18 protein-coding genes are annotated in these 17,921 nt (G+C 67.0%); 12 read left to right on the top strand and 6 right to left on the bottom strand.

Annotated elements, in window-relative coordinates; genetic code table 11:
- Positions 1-66: 66 nt before the first annotated feature.
- Together KF796_16955 and KF796_16950 are read right to left on the bottom strand one after the other, a co-directional pair.
- Positions 67-858, bottom strand: coding sequence for a transporter substrate-binding domain-containing protein (locus KF796_16955; protein ID MBX3588324.1), 792 nt, complete (start codon positions 856-858; stop codon positions 67-69).
- Positions 855-1,652 (bottom strand): GntR family transcriptional regulator, encoded by a 798-nt coding sequence (locus KF796_16950; protein MBX3588323.1) that lies wholly within the window; start codon positions 1,650-1,652, stop codon positions 855-857. The genes KF796_16955 and KF796_16950 overlap by 4 nt, the downstream gene beginning before the upstream one ends.
- Before the next feature lie 210 nt (positions 1,653-1,862).
- Between KF796_16950 and KF796_16945 the strand changes: the two genes are divergently transcribed.
- Both KF796_16945 and KF796_16940 read left to right on the top strand, forming a co-directional pair.
- Complete coding sequence (locus KF796_16945; GenBank protein MBX3588322.1) at positions 1,863-3,557, top strand: long-chain fatty acid--CoA ligase; 1,695 nt, start codon at positions 1,863-1,865, stop codon at positions 3,555-3,557.
- On the top strand, positions 3,554-4,549 hold the full coding sequence (locus tag KF796_16940; GenBank protein ID MBX3588321.1) for a catalase: 996 nt from the start codon (positions 3,554-3,556) through the stop codon (positions 4,547-4,549). Before KF796_16945 ends, KF796_16940 begins: the two co-directional genes overlap by 4 nt.
- Positions 4,550-4,560: 11 nt before the next feature.
- Here KF796_16940 and KF796_16935 read toward each other — a convergent pair whose 3' ends face one another.
- A complete protein-coding gene (locus KF796_16935; GenBank protein ID MBX3588320.1) occupies positions 4,561-5,229 on the bottom strand; it encodes a DUF502 domain-containing protein in 669 nt (222 codons plus the stop codon).
- 62 nt (positions 5,230-5,291) lie between these two features.
- Here KF796_16935 and KF796_16930 point away from each other — a divergent pair, with 62 nt between their 5' ends.
- The 4 genes from KF796_16930 to KF796_16915 all read left to right on the top strand — a co-directional run bounded on the left by KF796_16930 (position 5,292) and on the right by KF796_16915 (position 7,629).
- On the top strand, positions 5,292-6,404 hold the full coding sequence (locus KF796_16930) for a mandelate racemase/muconate lactonizing enzyme family protein (GenBank protein MBX3588319.1): 1,113 nt from the start codon (positions 5,292-5,294) through the stop codon (positions 6,402-6,404).
- 151 nt (positions 6,405-6,555) lie between these two features.
- Entirely contained in the window at positions 6,556-6,984 is a 429-nt protein-coding gene (locus KF796_16925) for a hypothetical protein (protein ID MBX3588318.1), read from the top strand.
- A 114-nt stretch (positions 6,985-7,098) separates the two neighbouring features.
- Positions 7,099-7,347 carry a hypothetical protein gene (locus KF796_16920; GenBank protein MBX3588317.1) on the top strand — a complete coding sequence of 83 codons (249 nt, stop codon included), beginning with the start codon at positions 7,099-7,101 and terminating at the stop codon, positions 7,345-7,347.
- Positions 7,348-7,410: 63 nt separating this feature from the next.
- On the top strand, positions 7,411-7,629 hold the full coding sequence (locus tag KF796_16915; GenBank protein ID MBX3588316.1) for a SlyX family protein: 219 nt from the start codon (positions 7,411-7,413) through the stop codon (positions 7,627-7,629).
- Between the two features lie 7 nt (positions 7,630-7,636).
- On the opposite strand, the gene KF796_16910 is transcribed toward KF796_16915, so the two are convergent.
- On the bottom strand, positions 7,637-9,001 hold the full coding sequence (locus KF796_16910; GenBank protein ID MBX3588315.1) for an NAD(P)/FAD-dependent oxidoreductase: 1,365 nt from the start codon (positions 8,999-9,001) through the stop codon (positions 7,637-7,639).
- Between the two features lie 151 nt (positions 9,002-9,152).
- On the opposite strand from KF796_16910, the gene KF796_16905 reads away from it, so the two are divergent.
- On the top strand, positions 9,153-10,529 hold the full coding sequence (locus KF796_16905) for a hypothetical protein (protein ID MBX3588314.1): 1,377 nt from the start codon (positions 9,153-9,155) through the stop codon (positions 10,527-10,529).
- 205 nt (positions 10,530-10,734) lie between these two features.
- Here KF796_16905 and KF796_16900 read toward each other — a convergent pair whose 3' ends face one another.
- Positions 10,735-12,102 (bottom strand): M20/M25/M40 family metallo-hydrolase, encoded by a 1,368-nt coding sequence (locus tag KF796_16900; protein MBX3588313.1) that lies wholly within the window; start codon positions 12,100-12,102, stop codon positions 10,735-10,737.
- 146 nt (positions 12,103-12,248) lie between these two features.
- On the opposite strand from KF796_16900, the gene KF796_16895 reads away from it, so the two are divergent.
- The 3 genes from KF796_16895 (at position 12,249) to KF796_16885 (ending at position 15,519) form a co-directional block, all read left to right on the top strand.
- A complete protein-coding gene (locus KF796_16895) occupies positions 12,249-13,196 on the top strand; it encodes a LysR family transcriptional regulator (GenBank protein MBX3588312.1) in 948 nt (315 codons plus the stop codon).
- A 104-nt stretch (positions 13,197-13,300) separates the two neighbouring features.
- Positions 13,301-14,323, top strand: coding sequence for a methionine synthase (locus tag KF796_16890; GenBank protein ID MBX3588311.1), 1,023 nt, complete (start codon positions 13,301-13,303; stop codon positions 14,321-14,323).
- Positions 14,320-15,519, top strand: coding sequence for a serine hydrolase (locus KF796_16885; GenBank protein MBX3588310.1), 1,200 nt, complete (start codon positions 14,320-14,322; stop codon positions 15,517-15,519). Before KF796_16890 ends, KF796_16885 begins: the two co-directional genes overlap by 4 nt.
- Here KF796_16885 and KF796_16880 read toward each other — a convergent pair.
- A complete protein-coding gene (locus KF796_16880) occupies positions 15,495-16,166 on the bottom strand; it encodes a TetR/AcrR family transcriptional regulator (protein ID MBX3588309.1) in 672 nt (223 codons plus the stop codon). The two genes, KF796_16885 and KF796_16880, sit on opposite strands and share 25 nt — an antisense overlap.
- Before the next feature lie 84 nt (positions 16,167-16,250).
- Between KF796_16880 and KF796_16875 the strand changes: the two genes are divergently transcribed.
- Together KF796_16875 and KF796_16870 are read left to right on the top strand one after the other, a co-directional pair.
- The gene (locus tag KF796_16875) at positions 16,251-17,345 is read left to right on the top strand and encodes a DUF2855 family protein (protein MBX3588308.1); all 1,095 of its coding nucleotides are present in this window, start codon (positions 16,251-16,253) and stop codon (positions 17,343-17,345) included.
- Positions 17,346-17,372: 27 nt separating this feature from the next.
- Positions 17,373-17,909 carry a cupin domain-containing protein gene (locus KF796_16870; GenBank protein MBX3588307.1) on the top strand — a complete coding sequence of 179 codons (537 nt, stop codon included), beginning with the start codon at positions 17,373-17,375 and terminating at the stop codon, positions 17,907-17,909.
- The last annotated feature ends 12 nt before the right edge of the window (positions 17,910-17,921 follow it).

The following is a 17,921-nucleotide window of genomic DNA, read 5'->3' as shown; positions in this document are numbered from 1 at the left end:
TTGGAAACTCCGTTCGCCCTGAGCCCGTCGAAGGGCTTCGACAGGCTCAGCCCGAACGGATATTTTTCAGTTCGGCAGATCGCCGGCGGGGCGGCCCAGCCACTTCATGGCCATCTTGTCGATGTCACCGCTCTTCTTCCCCTCGGCAATGATCTCGTTGACCTTCAGGCGCAGCTTGTCCTCGCCCTTGGCCACGCCAATGAAGTTGGGGCTGTCCTTGAGCAGCAGCTTGTACTCGGCGCCCAGTTGCGGGTTCTTGCCCATCATGTTGCCGGCCACCGAGGCGCCGGTGGCGATCAGCTGCGTCTGGCCCGACACGAAGGCCGACACCGTGGCGTTGTTGTCTTCGAAGCGCTTGATGTCGGCGCTGGCGGGGGCCAGCTTGGTGAGCTCCTGGTCTTCAATGGCGCCGCGCGTGACGCCCACCGACTTGCCGGCCAGGTCGGCAAAGCTCTTGATGGGCAGGGTCTTGGCGGCAAACACGGCCTGGAAGAACGGCGAGTAGGCGGCGGTGAAGTCAATCACCTTCTCGCGCTCGGCGTTCTTGCCCAGGGTGGAGATCACCAGGTCAGCCTTCTTGGTCTGCAGGTAGGGGATGCGGTTGGCGCTGGTGACGGGGGCCAGTTCAATGGCCACGCCCAGCTTGGCGGCAATGTAGTTGGCCATGTCCACGTCCAGGCCCTGGGGCTTGAGGTCGGTGCCCACAAAGCCATACGGCGGGAAGTCGGTGGGAATGGCGATGGTGATCTTCCTGGCCTTCATCACGTCGTCCAGCGCGGTTTGCGCGTGCACGCCGGCGCTGGCCAGCAGGGCGGCGGTGGCCAGGCCCAGGGTGAGTTGACGTTTGCTGAGTTTCATAACAGGGCTCCTAGGTAGGTGGAAGGTTCGTCAGGGGGATCGGCCTTCTTGCGGCGGCCGGGGCCCGAGGGCTTGCGGGAACTTGTATGCAAGTCTTGTGCCGCACCTGCCAGCGGCTTGCCAGGGCGGGCCATCGGGGCCAATGCCTCGCGCAGATGGGCCAGCGGGTCGGTGGTGGTCTGCAGGCGCAGCGCGGCCTGCACGGTGCCAATGTGGCGCGACATCAGCTTTTCGGCCAGGGCGAGGTCGTTTTTTTCGAGCGCAGCCACAATCTGCACGTGTTCCTCGCACGACTGCGCCGCGTCGTGCGAGCTCTGGTAGAGCATGGCAATGAGGGTGGTGCGCGCGGTGAAGTCGCGCAGCGTGTCGGCCAGCAGGCTGTTGCCCAGGCACTCGGCCAGGCACACATGAAAGTCGCCCAGCAGGTAGCTGCGCGCGCCCACGTCGGTGCCCTTGACCGCCGCCTTCTCGCGCGCCAGGTGGGCCTTGAGCTGCTTGATGGCGGCCTTGTCCACGCTCTTCATGCTGCGGATCAGGCCCAGCTCGATCACGCGCCGGGCCTCGAAGGCCTCGCGCGCCTCGTCCTGCGACGGTTCGATCACGTACCAGCCACGGCGCGCGCTCACGGTGACGATGCCGCGCACCGCGAGCCGGGTGAGTGCCTCCCGCACGATGGTGCGGCTGCAGTCAAACAGCATGGCCAGCTGCTGCTCGCCCAGCCGGGAGCCAGGCGGCAGCTTCTGGGCCATCACGGCTTCGATGATGCGGTCGCTGATGTCTGCGGAGGTGGCCATGGCCTCAATGTATAGCAGTTGTCGTGCCACTGGTATACAAGATTTGCGCACCAATCTGGGTGATTTCCCGTAGCCGGGCGGGCCGGATGCACCACGAAGGAGGCTCAGGCTGGTGCATCCCCGGGGGTCGCCAAGGTGACGCCCTGCGGGGCTTCCCTGATGCGGTGCAACAAAGGGGCGCGTTAGGCTGGCGCCCACCCAGGAGACCCCATGTCGCGCCCCCATCACAAGTTCTGGCCCAAGCGCCTTCCCCACAGCATTTCACCGCCCCGCACGCCCTTGTGGGACAACATGGCCATCAGCGCGCGGCGCTATCCGGACAAGCCGGCCGTGATCTTTTTTGGCCGCGAGTTCCACTATGCAGAAGTGGCGCGGCAGGCCGAGCGGCTTGCCGCGCATCTGCAGGCGCTGGGCGTGGGCAAGGGCGACCGTGTGATCCTCAACATGCAGAACTGCCCGCAGCTGGTGATCGCGCACTTTGCGATCCTGCGCGCCAACGCCGTGGTGGTCCCGGTCAACCCGATGAACCGCGCCGAGGAGCTCAAGCACTACGTCACCGACCCCGATGCCAAAGTTGCCATCACCACCGGCGACCTCGCGGCCGAGCTGGTCAAGGCCAGCGACGCGCTGGCACCGGCCGAGCGGCTGGCCCACCTGATCGTCACGCAGTTCACCGACTGCATGCCGGGCGGCGATGAAGCGCCGGCGGACATGCCGCCGGCCTGGAGTGACTGGTTGCTCACGCGCCACCCCTTGCCGGCTTTGGCTGGGGGCCAGGTGCATGCCTGGACCGATGCGATTGCCAGCGAGGCCCCGGCGCCGCAGCCCGTGGTGGGCCCGCAGGACCTGGCCATCCTGCCCTACACCAGCGGCACCACCGGGTTGCCCAAGGGCTGCATGCACACGCACGCCAGCATCATGCACAACGCCATGGCCAGCAGCCTGTGGGGCAATGCCTCGCCCGAGAACATCACGCTGATGGTGGTGCCGATGTTCCACATCACGGGCATGGTGAGCCTGATGCATGCCAACGTCTACACCGGCAGCACGCTGGTGATGATGCCGCGCTGGGACCGTGACCTCGCGGGCAAGCTGATCTCGCGCTACCGCGTCACCACCTGGACCAACATCCCCACCATGGTGATTGACCTGCTGGGCAGCCCGAACTTTGACCAGTACGACCTGAGCAGCCTGGTCCATATCGGCGGTGGCGGCGCGGCCATGCCGCAGGCCGTGGCCCAGCGCCTCTTCGATAACTACGGCCTGCGCTACATCGAAGGCTATGGCCTGACCGAAACCGCGGCGCCCAGCCACAGCAACCCGCCCGACCACCCCAAGCAGCAATGCCTGGGTATTCCGTTCATGAGCACCGACGCGCGTGTGGTCGATCCCGAGACGCTGCAGGAAATGCCCGCGGGTGAGCAGGGCGAAATCATCATGCATGGGCCCGAAATCTTCCAGGGCTACTGGAAGCGGCCCGATGCCACCGCCGCCGCCTTCATCGAGCTGGAAGGCAAGCGCTTCTTCCGCTCGGGTGACCTGGGGCGCGTGGACGAAGACGGCTACTTCTTCATCACCGACCGGCTCAAGCGCATGATCAACGCGAGCGGCTTCAAGGTCTGGCCGGCCGAGGTGGAGGCGCTGATGTTCCGCCACCCCGCCATCCAGGAGGCCTGCGTCATTTCGACCCGGGACAGCTACCGCGGCGAGAGCGTCAAGGCTGTGGTGGTGCTGCGACAAAGCCACAAGGGCCAGGTCAGCGAGGAAGACATCGTGGCCTGGTGCCGCGAGAATATGGCGGTGTACAAGGTGCCGCGCATCGTGCAGTTTGTGGACGCCCTGCCCAAGAGCGGCAGCGGCAAGGTGATGTGGCGCACCCTGCAGGAAGAAGAGCAGAAAGGCTGATCATGAGCGACGCACCCGGCACCGGCTGGCAGGAAACCATTGCGCCCGACGAGGCGCAGCGCCATGCCGAGGCGGGGCGGCGGTTCGCGGCCATCCAGCAGCGCAAGTCCGAGCGCTATGGCCCCGGGCGCACATTGCACCGCAAGCAGCTCACGGCGGCCCAGGGCACGCTGCAGGTGCTGGGCGACTTGCCGGCCTGGGCGGCGCAGGGCCTGTTCAGCGAGCCGGGAACCCATGAGGTGTGGGTCCGGTTGTCCAATGGGGGGCTGGACAAGGCCCGCGACAGCATGCCCGACATCCGGGGCTTTGCCTTCCGCGTGCTGGGCGTGCAGGGCGACTCGGCGCTGGGCAACGGCCCCGCCAAGAGCCAGGACTTCACCCTGATCAACCAGGAAGCGTTCGCCTTCAAGGGCAGCGCCGAGTTTGTGGACTTTGTCGAGGCCGCGTCCTGGGGCAACGGGTCGCTGCTCAAGCACGTCGTCAAGCGCTACGGCGTGTTCGGCCTGCCGGCGCAACTGGCCAAGCTGGCCCGGATGGCCGGCAAACCGTTCACCGGCTTTGCCACCGAGAAAATGTTCAGCGCCGTGCCCATGGCCAACGGCCCCTACGCGGCGCGCGTGCGGCTGGTGCCCCACGAGGCCAATGGCTCGCCCACGCCGGGCGCCAACAAGGACTGGAACGCTGACTTCAGCGCCCGCCTGGCCCGGCAGGCATTGAACTGGGACCTGCAACTGCAGCCCTGGGTCAGCGAGGCCGTGACCCCGATCGAGGACGCGTCCGTCAACTGGCCCACCCCGTATGTGACCGTGGCGCGCCTGACGCTGCCTACCCAGGACACGGCCGGGGTCGATGGCCAGTCGCTGGCCCAGCGTGTCGAGGCCACGGTGATTGACCCGTGGCAGGCGCTGGCCGCCCACCGGCCGCTGGGCGACGTGCAGCGCGCCCGCAAGGTGGTTTATTTTGAAAGCCAGAAGGGCCGCGGCGCCGCCTGAAGCCGCTGGGCTCAGACCGGCCCGGAATCAGCCTTGTCCAGGTATTGGCCCGAGGTGACCCCCATCGACACATAGATGCTGGTCAGGCCCTCCATGCCCACCTGGGCCGGCTCGACCCACTCAGGCGGCACATACAGCAGGCCGCCGCCCACGGGCACTGGCGCGGTGGGTACCAGCACCCCCACATAGGGCTTGCCGCCCAGCATCACGGGCTGGGCGGTGGACAGCAGCCCCAGCACCGCTGTGGACTGCCCCGAGTCCTTGCCGCCAAAGTGCAGCCAGACCGGGCTCATGGACCGCGCCGCGCCCTCGTCCTTGTGGGCCAGCAGGGCCACCAGTTTCTGGATCACGTCGTAGATGGTGCGCACCACGGGGATGCGCCTGACCAGCGCGTCAAGCAGCCGGGCCATGCCGCGCTGCAGCCCGGCCTCGACCAGCAGGCCAAAGACATAGACACAGGCCACCAGCAGCACGACGCCCAGCAGGTAACCCACCGCCTCGGACTGCGTGACGCCCAGGCCCACAAAGGTCAGAAACCGGCCGAACACGCTCTCAGGCCCGAGCCAGGCGCTGAGAAACCGGAAGATCCAGGCCAGCACCAGCGCGGTGGCCGCCAGGGGCAGAAGCGCCAGGGCGCCGGTCAACAGGGTGCGTACAGGGTGCTGGAGCGTGATTTTCATGGGCGCAGCTTAGCGCGGCTGCGGCGTTCGCGGCACAATCAATTCACAACAAGGAGACCGCTTTGAACATCACCTCCGTGGCGCCCTTCATCCTGCATGTGCCGGTGACGGGCAGCCAGATCGCCGACAGCACCCACACCATCAGCCACTGGGGCGTGGTGGGCGCCAGGATCGACACCGACAACGGCCTGAGCGGCTACGGCTTCACCGGCACCCACTCCCATTTGCCCAGCGACCAGCTCATCACCCGCTGCATCGAAACCTGCCATGCGCCCTTGTTGATCGGCGAAGACGCGCATGACGTCAACCGCCTGTGGCTCAAGCTCGCGCGCAACCCGGCGCTGCAGTGGGTGGGCCGCGCGGGCATCACCACGCTGGCCCAGGCCGCCATTGACGTCGCGCTGTGGGACCTCAAGGCCAAGGCCGCGGGCATGCCGCTGTGGAAGCTGCTGGGCGGCCAGGTGCGCGACAAGGTGCGGGCCTACAACACCGATATTGGCTGGCTCAGCATTGCCGACGACAAGCTGGTGGAGGGCGCAAAGCGCGCCGTGGACGACGGCTACACCGGCATCAAGGTCAAGGTGGGCAGCACCGTGGAGCGCGACCTGCGCCGCCTGGCCGCCGTGCGCCACGCCATCGGCCCCGACGTGACCCTGGCGGTTGACGGCAACGGCAAATGGGATCTGCCCACCTGCCTGCGCTTTTGCCGCGGCGCCGAGCCGCTGGACCTGTACTGGTTTGAAGAGCCGCTGTGGTACGACGATGTGAAGGGCCATGCCGAGCTGGCGCGCGCCACACGCATCCCGGTGGCGCTGGGCGAGCAGCTGTACACGCAGGACGCCTTTGCCGAGTTCTTCCACCAGAACGCCATCCACTGGGTGCAGCCCGACGTGACGCGCATGGGCGGCCTGACCGAGGTGCTGCGCGTCTGCGAAACCGCGCACAGCCACCGCCTGCCCGTGGCGCCGCATGCCGGCGACATGAGCCAGGTGCACGTGCACCTGAGCTATGCCCACCCGGCGGTGCAGGTGCTGGAATACATCCCCTGGATCAAGGACTGCTTCACCGATCCGGCCACCGTGGTGGACGGGCACTTCAGGCTGCCGCAGTTGCCGGGGGCGGGCACCACGCCAACAGAGGCTGCGTGGGCGAGTTTCCGTCAGCCTGTGGGCTGAGTGGAAGGCGCCAACGGGCAGGTGCTCCAGTAACCGTGATTTGAAATGAGTGGGCTTCTGCCCTAAGGTCAATGTTTCTGGCGAGCTGTCTTTGCTGCAACATGGTGAACAGTTGCCAGCCTCTCTTGAACTCTTCTGAAAGGAGAACAGCATGGGATTCCTGGACAAGATTTTTGGCGGCAAGGTTGACTATCCGCCGCTGCCGGCCGGGGGCGAGACGATGGTCAAACTCGATGAAGTCAAAGCGCCGCTTGAGGAACTGGCGCACAAGGTATCCGGCCACCTGGAAGTGGTTCCCGCCGAGCATGAGGCCTTTGTTTTCCTCGGCAAGCCGCCGGGCAACTTCGGCATCGCGTGGCTTCATGATGGCGAAGTGACCAGCCTCAAGGACTTTGCTGGCGAACACAATCTGTCGCAGATCGAGGTCGGGAAACTGATTGTCCGGCTCGGCGAGGCCTATCAGCACGCCAGCGAGGCGTCACGCTACTCGGCAGAAATTGGTGGCAAGCAGATGGTGATCATTCCATCGAAGGACCTGGGGGAGCAAGTGCACCAGATCATGGAAAACACGCTGCACTGAATTCGGCATGGGGCATCGACTGCGTTTCTTTGCCTTGCGGCGTGACGTGGGCGTGACCTGGGCGTGTGTTTGCGCTAAATTGGGGCCCTTCCCTCAATTGGATTGGAGACTGCCATGCGCACACTGATTTCTGTTGTGGCTTCCATCGCCCTGTTTGCTGCCAGCGGTGTGGCGCTGGCGCACAACTGCCCCAATGAAATGAAGGCCATCGATGCCAAGCTCGCCACCAAGCCAGCCCTGTCCAAGGACGTGTCGGCCAAGGTCACCAAGCTGCGTGCCGACGGCGAAGCCTTTCACAAGGCGGGCAAGCATGACGACTCCATGAAGGCGCTGGGCGAAGCCAAGAAGCTGCTCGGCATCTGAGGCCTGTCCACGGGCCTTCAGGCCCCGCGGCGCACGGGCGCCGCTTTCGTGTCCAATAGCGCCATGACCGCGCAGACCGACACCGACCGCCGCCTGACCGAGCTGGAAATCAAGGCCAGCTTCACCGAAGACCTGGTGGACGAGCTCAACCAGGTGATTGTTCGCCAGCAGGAGCAGATCGACCTGCTGGTGCAGCAGCTGGGCCAGCTCAAGGCCCAGCAGCAGGGTTCTGGGGCGAGTGAGTTCCGTAGCCTGCTGGACGAACGCCCGCCGCACTACTGACTACTGGCTACTGAACAGGCGCGGCCGGCTCCTTCGGGGTCGCCATGCCCGTGACCACGCGCGCGTAGCGCGCAAAGCTCCAGTAGGCCCAGGCCCAGTCCATCAGCACCACCAGCCGGTTGCGAAAGCCGATCAGGAAATACACGTGGGCAAACAGCCAGAACAGCCAGGCCGGGTAGCCGCTGAAGCGCACCGGGCCCACGGGTGAGCTGAGGTCCACCACGGCGGAGTTGCGGCCGATGGTCGCCAGGTTGCCGTAGTCGGCATAGTGGAATGCCCGCGCCTCTTCGCCGCGCAGCCGGCGCAGGATGTTGGCGGCGGCGGCCCGCCCCATCTGCTTGGCGGCCGGTGACACGCCTGGCACCGGGGTGGGCGCCTTGCCCGGTGCGTGGCTGCTGGCGCTGGCCAGGTCGCCGATCACGCTGATGCCCGGGTGACCGGCCAGGCTCAGGTCGGGCGCCACCCGCACCCGGCCCGCGCGGTCGGTCTCGCAGCCGGTGGCCTGCGCCAGCTCGCGGCCCAGCGGCGAGGCCGCCACGCCGGCCGCCCAGACCATGCATTTGCTACTGATTTGATAGCTGTCAGTGGCCGCCAGTCCTGGACTCCCGGCCGATTCGACCCTCAACCCCGCTTCGTCGATGGCTGTGACCCGTGCATTGAGCCGCACCTCGACCCCCAGCTTCTCCAGTTGCTCCAGCGCGCGCTGGCTCAGGGCTGGCGGCATGGCCTGCAGCACGCGCGAGCCGCCTTCCAGCAGGATCACCTTGGCGCTGGCCGGGTCGATGCGGCGGAACTCGCCGGGCAGCGTGTGGCGTGCGATTTCGGCCAGGGTCCCGGCCATCTCCACGCCGGTGGGCCCGGCGCCGACCACCACAAAGTTCAGCCAGGCAGCGCGCCGGTCGGGGTCGTCTTCCTTCTCGGCGGCTTCAAAGGCCAGCAGGATGCGGCGGCGGATCTCAAAGGCATCGTCCAGCGTCTTGAGGCCGGGCGCGAAGGGCGCCCAGTCGTCGCGGCCAAAGTAGCTGTGCGTGGCCCCCGCGGCCACGATCAGGTGGTCCCAGGGCAGGGAGCTGCCGTCACGCAGCGTCACCGACCTGGAAACCGCGTCGATGGCGGTGACTTCGCCCAGCAACGTGGTCAGGTTGGACTGCCGCCGAAACAGGTGGCGAATGGGCGCCGCGATGGCCGGGGCCGACAGTCCGGCCGTGGCCACCTGGTAGAGCAGGGGCTGGAACAGGTGGTGGTTGGTCCTGTCGATCAGGGTCACGTCAACGGCTGCGCCGCGCAGTGCACGGGCGGCTTCCAGGCCGCCAAAGCCGCAGCCGACGATGAGGACCCGGGGCCTGTTTGTGGTGGGGGTTGGAGGGGGCATGGCGTGATTATGGGTGGGGTGCTGACAGCGGCCACCCTGTCAAGGTTGACAGGGTGGGGCTGGGATATCGCCGGTCTTTCTCCTATGCTGGATTCGTGGTGCGGGCGGGCGCCCGTGATCACGGACCCTTCATAAAGCAGAGAGGAAAACCATGATGAAACATCTCATCTTTCACGAGGGCATGCGTCATGCCCGTCGCGCCTGGCTCACGCTGGGCCTGCTGGCCGGCCTGGGCCTGGCCGCCCCGGCGATGGCTGCAGGCACCACCACCGTCCCCAGCTTCGCCTGCGGCGGCTTTGGCCCGATGATGATCAAGCTGCAGCCTGTTCCCATGCTCAGCAATGCCGAGTTCACCAACCCCGGCGCCGATTGCGCGATGTGGCAGACGTTTTTCTACCTCAACTGGCCCGCCAAGAAGGGAGTGCGCGGCGTGCCCGACACCAGCGCCCAGTTTGGCGCCCCGGGCGCCACGGTGTGGGAAACCTTCAAGACCGAAGAGCAGGTGTTTCTGCCCAACGGCGCGACCCCAAGCCCGTGGAGCCAGGGGGTGATGCGCTCAGCCATGCCCAAGGCACTGGCAACCCAGGCCGCGGCAGGGCGCCTGCGCGTTCTCACGCGCACTTCCAAGGTCTCCAAGCGGGTCGCCTCGCTGCTGCAGGCCGGCCATGGCCTGCGCAACGCGCCGGTGCCGCTGGACCAGATCGAGCAGGCCGATGGCTATGTGCTCTACGACCAGCAGGGCAACCCGGTGTATTACGACGTGGCGATGAACAAGGCGCAGTTCGACTACATCGTGAAGAACAAGCTCTACAACGCCAGCAGCCAGGTGGCTTACGCCGCGAAGAAGAACATCGTGCTGCCCATGGGGGCGATCGAGGTCAAGGCGGCCTGGAAGGTGCTGACCTCCACGGAGGCATCTTCGGGCCGCTTCCACACCGCGCCGGGTTACCTGCCGTCCACCTCGGGCGCGGGCAGCACGGTGACCGTGGGGCTGGTGGGCCTGCATGTGTTTGCGGCCGGCGGCCCCAACAGCGCGGGCATGTGGGCCACCTTCTACCAGGTGGACAACGCACCCCTGGCGGGCACCACGGCCCCGGGCACCCACACCTTCTACAACCCGGCAAGCAGCACGCCGGCCAATACCTCGGGCACCAACCCGACGCAGGTGACCCAGGTGTTCCCTGACGACCCGCAGGCCGCCAGCGTCAACGTCAAGGCGCAGAAAATCATGGTCGAGGGCAACCCCAGCGGGCCCTGGCAGTACTACGCCATGGTGGACACCCAGTGGTCGCCCACGGCGCTCACGCTCACCAGCCCGGTGCCGGCCACCACGCCGCTGTCGGCCGGCACGGTGAGCACGGCCACGCTGGTCAACCCGGTACTGGAGACCTTCATGCAAACCCAGGGCAACAGTTGCCTGGGCTGCCACTCCTTTGCCACCACGGCCCAAAGCCAGAGCACCACGGCCTCGGGTTTCAGCTTCATGTTTGGCAACGCCCAGGCGGCCAAGAAGAAGCCCAAGCGCTGATCTGCCAGCGGGCCGGGCGCCGCCCGGCCCCGCTGCGGCTGCACCATGGGCATCCGCAACAACCGCTACGACGCGCAGGTGCCCCAGGTGGTGGCGCCGCTCAGGCTCAAGGGCCGGGTGCATGCGTTCGAGGCGCGGGGAGATGGTGAGGTCTTGGCGCGATCCAGCCGCGGCGCGGGCCCATGCGGCTTGACCTGGTGGCCGTCTATTTCGCGCGTGGCGCGCGCTTGTCCAGCAGCGGTGCGCTCACGCCCTGCACGCCCACCAGCCCGAGCACCGTGATCAGCGAGGACTGAGCTCCCTTCCAGCCATCTGTCAGGTCGATCCATTCGGACAACGCGTGAAAGCCGCCTGTCCTGCCCCCGCCGCCGATCACGATCGCGGGGATGCCCAGCGACATGGGCACATTGGCATCGGTGCTGGCGCCGCCCAGCACGGTTTTGCGGCCAAATGCGGTATTGGCGCGCACGGCGGCTTCCACAATGACCGAATCCGCTGGCGTGCGACCACCGGGGCGGTCGCCAATCAGCTTGGTCGATGCACTCAGTGTGTTCACGCCCCAGCGTGCATTTTCTTCGGCCACCGCGCTGTCCACGGCGCTGAGCACCTGTTTTTCGGTGGCCAGCATCGGGGCCATTTCGTCGGAGCGGATGTCCACGGCCATGCGGGCATCGGGCGCGATGGTGTTGACCGATGTTCCACCACCCACGGTACCGACCGTGAAGGTGGTCTTGGGGCTCACGGGTGTGCGGATCTCGGCGATCCTGGCAATGGCGCGGCCCATGCCATGGATGGCGCTGGGCACCTGACCAAACGCCGCGTAGCTGTGTCCACCGGGGCCCTTGAAGGTGACCTCATGACGGTGACTGCCCGTGCCCAGCACCAGCACCGTGCCGTCGGGCGCGGGCTCCAGCGCCACCAGACCGTCGATGTCCAGGTGCTCCCTGAAAAGGTGCTTCATGCCGCGCAGGTTCCCCAACTCTTCTTCGCCCACGTTGCCCACGAACACCAGGTCGCCCACGGTGGCAATCTTCTGGTCGTTGAGTACCTTGAGCCAGGACAGCAGCACGGCCAGACCCCGCGTGTTGTCCGAGATGCCGGGGGCATGCAGCTTGCCATCCCGCTCTTTCACCTTCACGTCGGTGCCTGCGGGAAACACGGTGTCCAGGTGAGCCGATATCACCAGCTTGGGCCCGCTGCCCGTGCCCTTGCGCACGCCCACCACATTGCCTTCGGCGTCAATGGCCGCGTTGCTCAGCCCCAGCGCCTTCAGGCGCGCCAGAAAGGCTTCCGCGCGCTTTTGCTCCTTGAACGGCGGGGCTTCGATCTCGGTCAGCATCGTCAGGTCTTGTATTGTCCGTTCATGGTCGGCTTTCACGGCCTCCAGCAATTGCTGGATCTGTGGTGCCGCCATGAGTTGCGAGTACGCCTGCTCCACTGCGGGGCGCAGCGTGGTGGGGGTGGGAGCGACGGCGCCCTGGGCATGCGTGGTGTTGCCCAGCAGGGTGGCTGCAGCTAGTGCCGCGGCTATGGCAAGGGGTGTGAGGCGGAGGGTGAAAGCAGGATTTTTCATGGGAAAAAAGGGAAAGGTGAGAAAGCGGCAAAGCCTGACCATCGTTCTGCGCGGCGCGGCCAATTGCGCGATGCGCGACGCCATTCTTGATTCGTTTGCCACCCGCCGGGTTTGCTTTAATCTACCAAGCCAACAGTTTTTCTTACATGCGCCGACATATTCCCAGCACCCGCGCCCTGCTTGTTTTTGACGCCGTTGCACGCCATCACGGTGTGGGCAAGGCCGCCGAAGAACTGTGCATCACCCACAGCGCGGTCAGCCAGCAACTGCGACAGCTGGAGAGCCAGCTGGGCCTGCAACTGGTACGGCGCGGAGCACGCGGCTCCACGCTCACCGAGGTGGGGCGCCGCTACCATGCGCAGGTCGTGGGCGATCTGCTGCGCCTGCAGAACCACACACTCGAAGCCATGGCCCAGCGGCCAGACGGCATGCGGTTGCTGGTGGGTTGCGTGCCTGTGTTTGCCGAGCGCTGGCTGCTGCCTCGTCTGCCCGCGTTTCTTGCCATGAACAAGGGCTTTAGCCTGCACCTGCAGGTGTACCCCACGCAGAGCTACATGGCGGAGGTTCCGTTTGATGTGGCCGTGCAGTACGACGATGCCGCCTGGCCTGGCGTGACGCCCTCGCCGTTGATGCCCGAGGTGTGTGTCGCCGTGTGCGCGCCGCAGTCTCTTTATCGGCGCGCCATGCAGCGCGGCGATTTCCGTGCCGTGCCGCTGCTGCAGCTCAGTTCGCGCCTGGGCGCGTGGGACGAGTGGCTCAGTCGCGCGGGCATCGCCCGCACTCCAGGCCACCCCCTGGGTGGGCATCGCTTTGACCTGTTTTCGATGCTGGTCGAAGCGGTCCGAGCGGACCTGGGTATTGGCCTGGTGCCGCATTACTTTGTGGAACGAGAACTGCGGTCCGGCGAGCTGGCGCTGGCCCACCCGTTCCAGGACAGCGGGGCGCGGGGCTACAGCCTGTTTGTGGCCCCAGGGCGCTTGGAGGAACCTGTGGTGCAGAGCTTCGCACGGTGGCTGCGCACTACCGTGGCGGCGGAAGGTGCCGCGGCTGCGCCGTCAGATGCCGGGGCAGACCCGTCGGCGCTGCAGACCTGACCGTGACGATGCAACGGGTTCTTGCCTGATTCCAGGCTCCACCGCCGCCACACGGCCCGCGAGTTCGCGTTATCCTGAGTGACCCAAAAAAGGAGACGTCATTCATGTTCGAGACCGCGATGGCAGGCAGTCTGCCCAAACCCGCCTGGCTGGCCGAAACGCAAAAGCTCTGGCCCCAGTGGAAAGCCCAGGGCGACGAGCTGCGCCAGGCCAAGGCCGATGCCACGCTGTTGTGGATCAAGGCTCAGGAAGATGCGGGCCTGGACGTGGTGGGTGACGGCGAGCAGGCGCGCCAGCATTTCGTGCACGGCTTTCTCGAGCAGGTCGAAGGCATCGACTTCGAGAACAAGGTCACCATGGGCATCCGCAACAACCGCTACGACGCGCAGGTGCCGCAGGTGGTGGCGCCGCTCAGGCTCAAGGGCCGGGTGCATGCGTTCGAGGCGCAGCTGGCGCGCGCCCACACGAAGAAGAAGCTCAAGTTCACCCTGCCGGGCCCGATGACCATCGTGGACACCGTGGCCGACCGCTTCTACGGCGACAAGGTCAAGATGGCCATGGCCTTTGCCGAGCTGCTCAACCAGGAGGCGCTGGCGCTGCAGGCCGATGGGGTGGACATCGTCCAGTTCGACGAGCCGGCCTTCAACGTCTACATGAAGGAAGCGGCCGACTGGGGCGTGCAGGCGCTGGAGTGCGCCGCCCGGGGCCTGACCTGCACCACGGCGGTTCACATCTGCTACGGCTATGGCATCAAGGCCAATGTGGACTGGAAGAACACGCTGGGCGAACAGTGGCGCCAGTATGAAGACGTGTTCCCCGCGCTGGCCAAAAGCAGCATCCAGCAGGTCAGCCTGGAATGCTTTCACTCCCATGTGCCGCCCGAACTCATGAAGCTGCTCGAGGGCAAGGACGTGATGGTGGGCGTGATCGACGTGGCCAGCGACGAGATCGAAACGCCTGAGCAGATCGCCGACACCATTGGCACGGCGCTGCAGTTTGTGCCCAGACACCGGCTGATTCCCTGCACCAACTGCGGCCTCGCGCCCATGAGCCGCGAGGTGGCCGTGGCCAAGCTGCAGGCCCTGGCGGCGGGGGCGGCGCTGGCGCGCCAGAGGTACGGCGCATGAGCGGGGGGACCACTGACCGCGCAAGCCCGCCGCAAGGCCTGGGCGCAGACCGGCTGGACCGCCTGGCCCAGGCCTTCCAGGCCGAGGTGGACCGCCAGCGCCTGCCCGGCGCCACGCTGCTCGTGGGCCGCGGCGGGCAGCCCGACTGGGTGACCAGCCTGGGCGTGCAGAACCCTGAAACCGGCGTGCCGATGGCGCCTGACAGCATCTTCCGCATCTACTCCATGACCAAGCCGCTGGTCTCGGTGGCGGTGCTGATGCTCATGGAGCAGGGGCGGGTGCTGCTGCGCGAACCGGTGTCGCGCTACCTGCCGGAGTTTGCCAACCAGCAGGTCAGCGTGGACGGCCCTGATGGCATGACCCTGGTGCCCGTGCGCCGCGCCGCCACGGTGCAGGACCTGCTGCGCCACACCGCCGGCCTGACCTATGAGTTCCTGGGCGCCTCGCCCCTGCATCAGCAGCTGGGCAAGGTGGCGGCCGCGTCGCGCAAGCAGACCAATGCCGAATTCATCCCTGAACTGGCGGCCGTGCCCCTGCTGCTGCAGCCGGGCAGTGCCTGGGAGTACAGCCGCGCGACCGACGTGCTGGGCCGCCTGGTGGAGGTCGTGACGGGCCAGACCCTGGGCGACTGGCTGCAGCAGAACATCTTTGGGCCGCTGGGCATGACCGACACCGCGTTTCGCCTGCCGGCCGGCAAGCTTGACCGCGTGGCCGAGCCCTTTGCGCACGACCCGGACGGCGGCGTGGCGATGCGCGTCTTCTCGGCCAGTTCGCCGTCGCCGCTGGACATGGGCGGGGGCGGCCTGTTTTCGACCGCGCCGGATTACGCGCGCTTCCTGCGCTGCCTGCTCGGGCGCGGCAGTGTGGGCGATGTGCGGCTGCTGGCGCCACACACCGTGGATTTCATGACGGCTGACCACCTGGGTCCCATTCCCGTGAACCCGGGCGCCAGCCGCGACCTGCTGGGCCCGGGCTTTGGCTTTGGCCTGGGGGTGGCGGTGCGCACCCACCTGGGGCAATCCGCCGAGCCGGGCCCGGTGGGCTTGTACTACTGGGGCGGGCTGGCCGGCACCGCATTCTTTGTGGACCCGGCCAACGGTCTGTACGCCGTGCTGATGGTGCAGGCGCCCAACCAGCGCGAGGAGTACCGGGCGCTGTTCCGGCAGATGGTCTACGCGTCGGTGCTGGACGCCTGAATCGGCTGCGTGGGTGCCAGCGCCGACAGGCACAGGTTTTCCATGGCCGCGGCCCATTCGCGCGCGGCGGTGTCTTCAAGGCCCAGCAGCAGCGCATAGCGGCGGCCACCCCACACGGCGACCACCAGCGGCGAGATCACGCTCAAGGTCGGCGGGCCGCGCAGATCGGTGCAGGCCGCCAGCACCCGGCCCCAGGCCGCGCACAGTTCCTCGAACGCGCGCCGGTGGTGCTTGGGCTCGGCGATGCCGGCCTCCAGCGCCAGCATGCCGGCGTCAAACCACGGCAGTTCCGGCGCGTTGACGCCGCAGGTCAGGCGCACCAGGGTCCGCACCCGCGCCTGCCAGTCCAGGCCCGCGGCTTGCGCGGCCTGCTCGTCAATCGCCTGCACCAGCGCTTCGAGGCTGTGGCGCACGTAGCCCGACAGCAGCGCCGCCTTGTTGGGGAAATAGTCATACAGCGTGCCCACCGCAATGCCGGTTTCCAGGGCCACGGCGCGCGTGGTCAGCGCGTCCCAGCCATCGCGCTGCCAAATCCGAACAAAGGCGTCGTAGATGGCCTGCACGGTGAATCGGGCGCGGGCCTGGGAGGGGCGCTTCAACGGCTTGGCCGCTGGCGCGGGCGCGGCCTTGCGGGGCCCCGGGCTCATGGGGCAGCCTTTCCGAACCCGGCCGCGGCGGCCTCGCCGTACATTCGATTCATGGCCATCCGGCCCTTTGACTGGAGACGTTTCATGACCTCGCTGACCCGCCTGTTGACCGACAAATCCGCATTGAATCACACACGCATCGATCGCTCGCCGCTTGCGCGGCTGGCGCCCGGCGAAGCGCTGCTGCGGATCAGCCGCGCGGCCGTGACCACCAACAACATCACCTACGCGGCGTTTGGCGACGCCATGCAGTACTGGGACTTCTTCCCCACAGGGGTTGAGGGCTGGGGCCACATGCCGGTCTGGGGTTTTGCCGACGTGGTGGCTTCCACCGTGGACGGCGTGGCCGTGGGCGAGCGCTTCTATGGCTACTTTCCGCTGGCCAGCCACCTGCGCATGCAGCCGGTGCGCGTGAGCGACCGCGGCTTTTACGATGGCGCCCAGCACCGGCTGGCGCTGACCTCGGCCTACAACCAGTACACGCGCGTCACGGCCGACCCGGCCTACCGCCAGGCCGACGAGGCGTACCAGATGCTGCTGCGCCCGCTGTTCATCACCTCGTTCATGCTTGCCGATTTTCTGCAGGACAACGCCTTCTTCGGCGCCCGGCGGCTGGTGGTGTCCAGCGCCTCCAGCAAGACCGCCTATGGCACGGCGTTCTGCCTGCAGGGGCAGGAAGGTATCGAGCTGGTCGCGCTGACCTCGGCGCGCAACAAGGCGTTCGTTGAAAGCCTGGGCTGCTACCAGCGCACGCTGGCCTATGACGAACTCGCCACGCTGGATGCCACGGTGCCCACGCTGTACGTGGACTTCTCGGGCGACGAGGATCTGCGCCTGGCGGTGCACCGGTACTTTGGCGACGCGCTGGTGTACGACTGCTACGCGGGCTCGGCGCAGAACACGCAGTTCCTGCGCAAGAAGGCCCTGCCCGGACCCGAGCCGAAGTTCTACTTTGCGCCCGTGCAGATCCGCAAGCGCAATGCCGACTGGGGCCATGCCGAGGTCAACCGCCGGTTCAACGAGGCGCAGCTCGCCTTCATCCGCCGCGTGGGCGACGGGCCGCAGCCCTGGATGGCGCTGCGCGAACACCGGGGCCTGGAGGCCGCGCAGGCCCTGATCGCCGACCTGCACGCCGGGCGCATCGACCCGCAGGCCGGCCATGTGGTGGTGCTTGACTGAGAGGCTCCGTGGTGTAGGCTTGGCTGCATGAACAGCCCCTCGCACGAGCCCGCGCACCCCCACGACCCCCCTCACGACCACGACCACGATGGTGCCCACGGGCACGACCGCTGGAAGCACGACGGCGTGCGGGTCATCCCCGGCAACCAGCTGGACGGCAACACCGCGCAAACCCCGGGCATGGACCGCAAGGCGGCCATCAACTTCGCGCGTGTGGGCGCGCAAAAGCTGTGGGCCGGCACCGTCACCATCCATGCCAATGCCAAGACCGGCGCGCATCACCATGGGCACCTGGAAAGCGTGATCTACGTGGTCAGGGGCCGCGCGCGCATGCGCTGGGGCGAGCACCTGGAATTCACGGCCGAGGCCGGCCCCGGCGACTTCATCTATGTGCCGCCCTATGTGCCGCACCAGGAGATCAATGCCAGCGCCACGGAAATGCTGGAGTGCGTGCTGTGCCGAAGCGACGGCGAGGCCGTGGCGGTCAACCTGGCCATCGAGCCCGTGGAAAAGCCCGAGTCGGTGCTGTGGATTGACCCGACCCATCCGCAGGGTGGGGTTTGAGCGCTGCCGCGC

The sequence above is a fragment of the Ramlibacter sp. genome, assembly GCA_019635435.1.
Lineage (GTDB): Bacteria > Pseudomonadota > Gammaproteobacteria > Burkholderiales > Burkholderiaceae_C > JAHBZM01.
The sequence above is the reverse complement of the archived record's forward strand: the minus strand, read 5'-3'. Positions and strand labels throughout refer to the sequence as shown.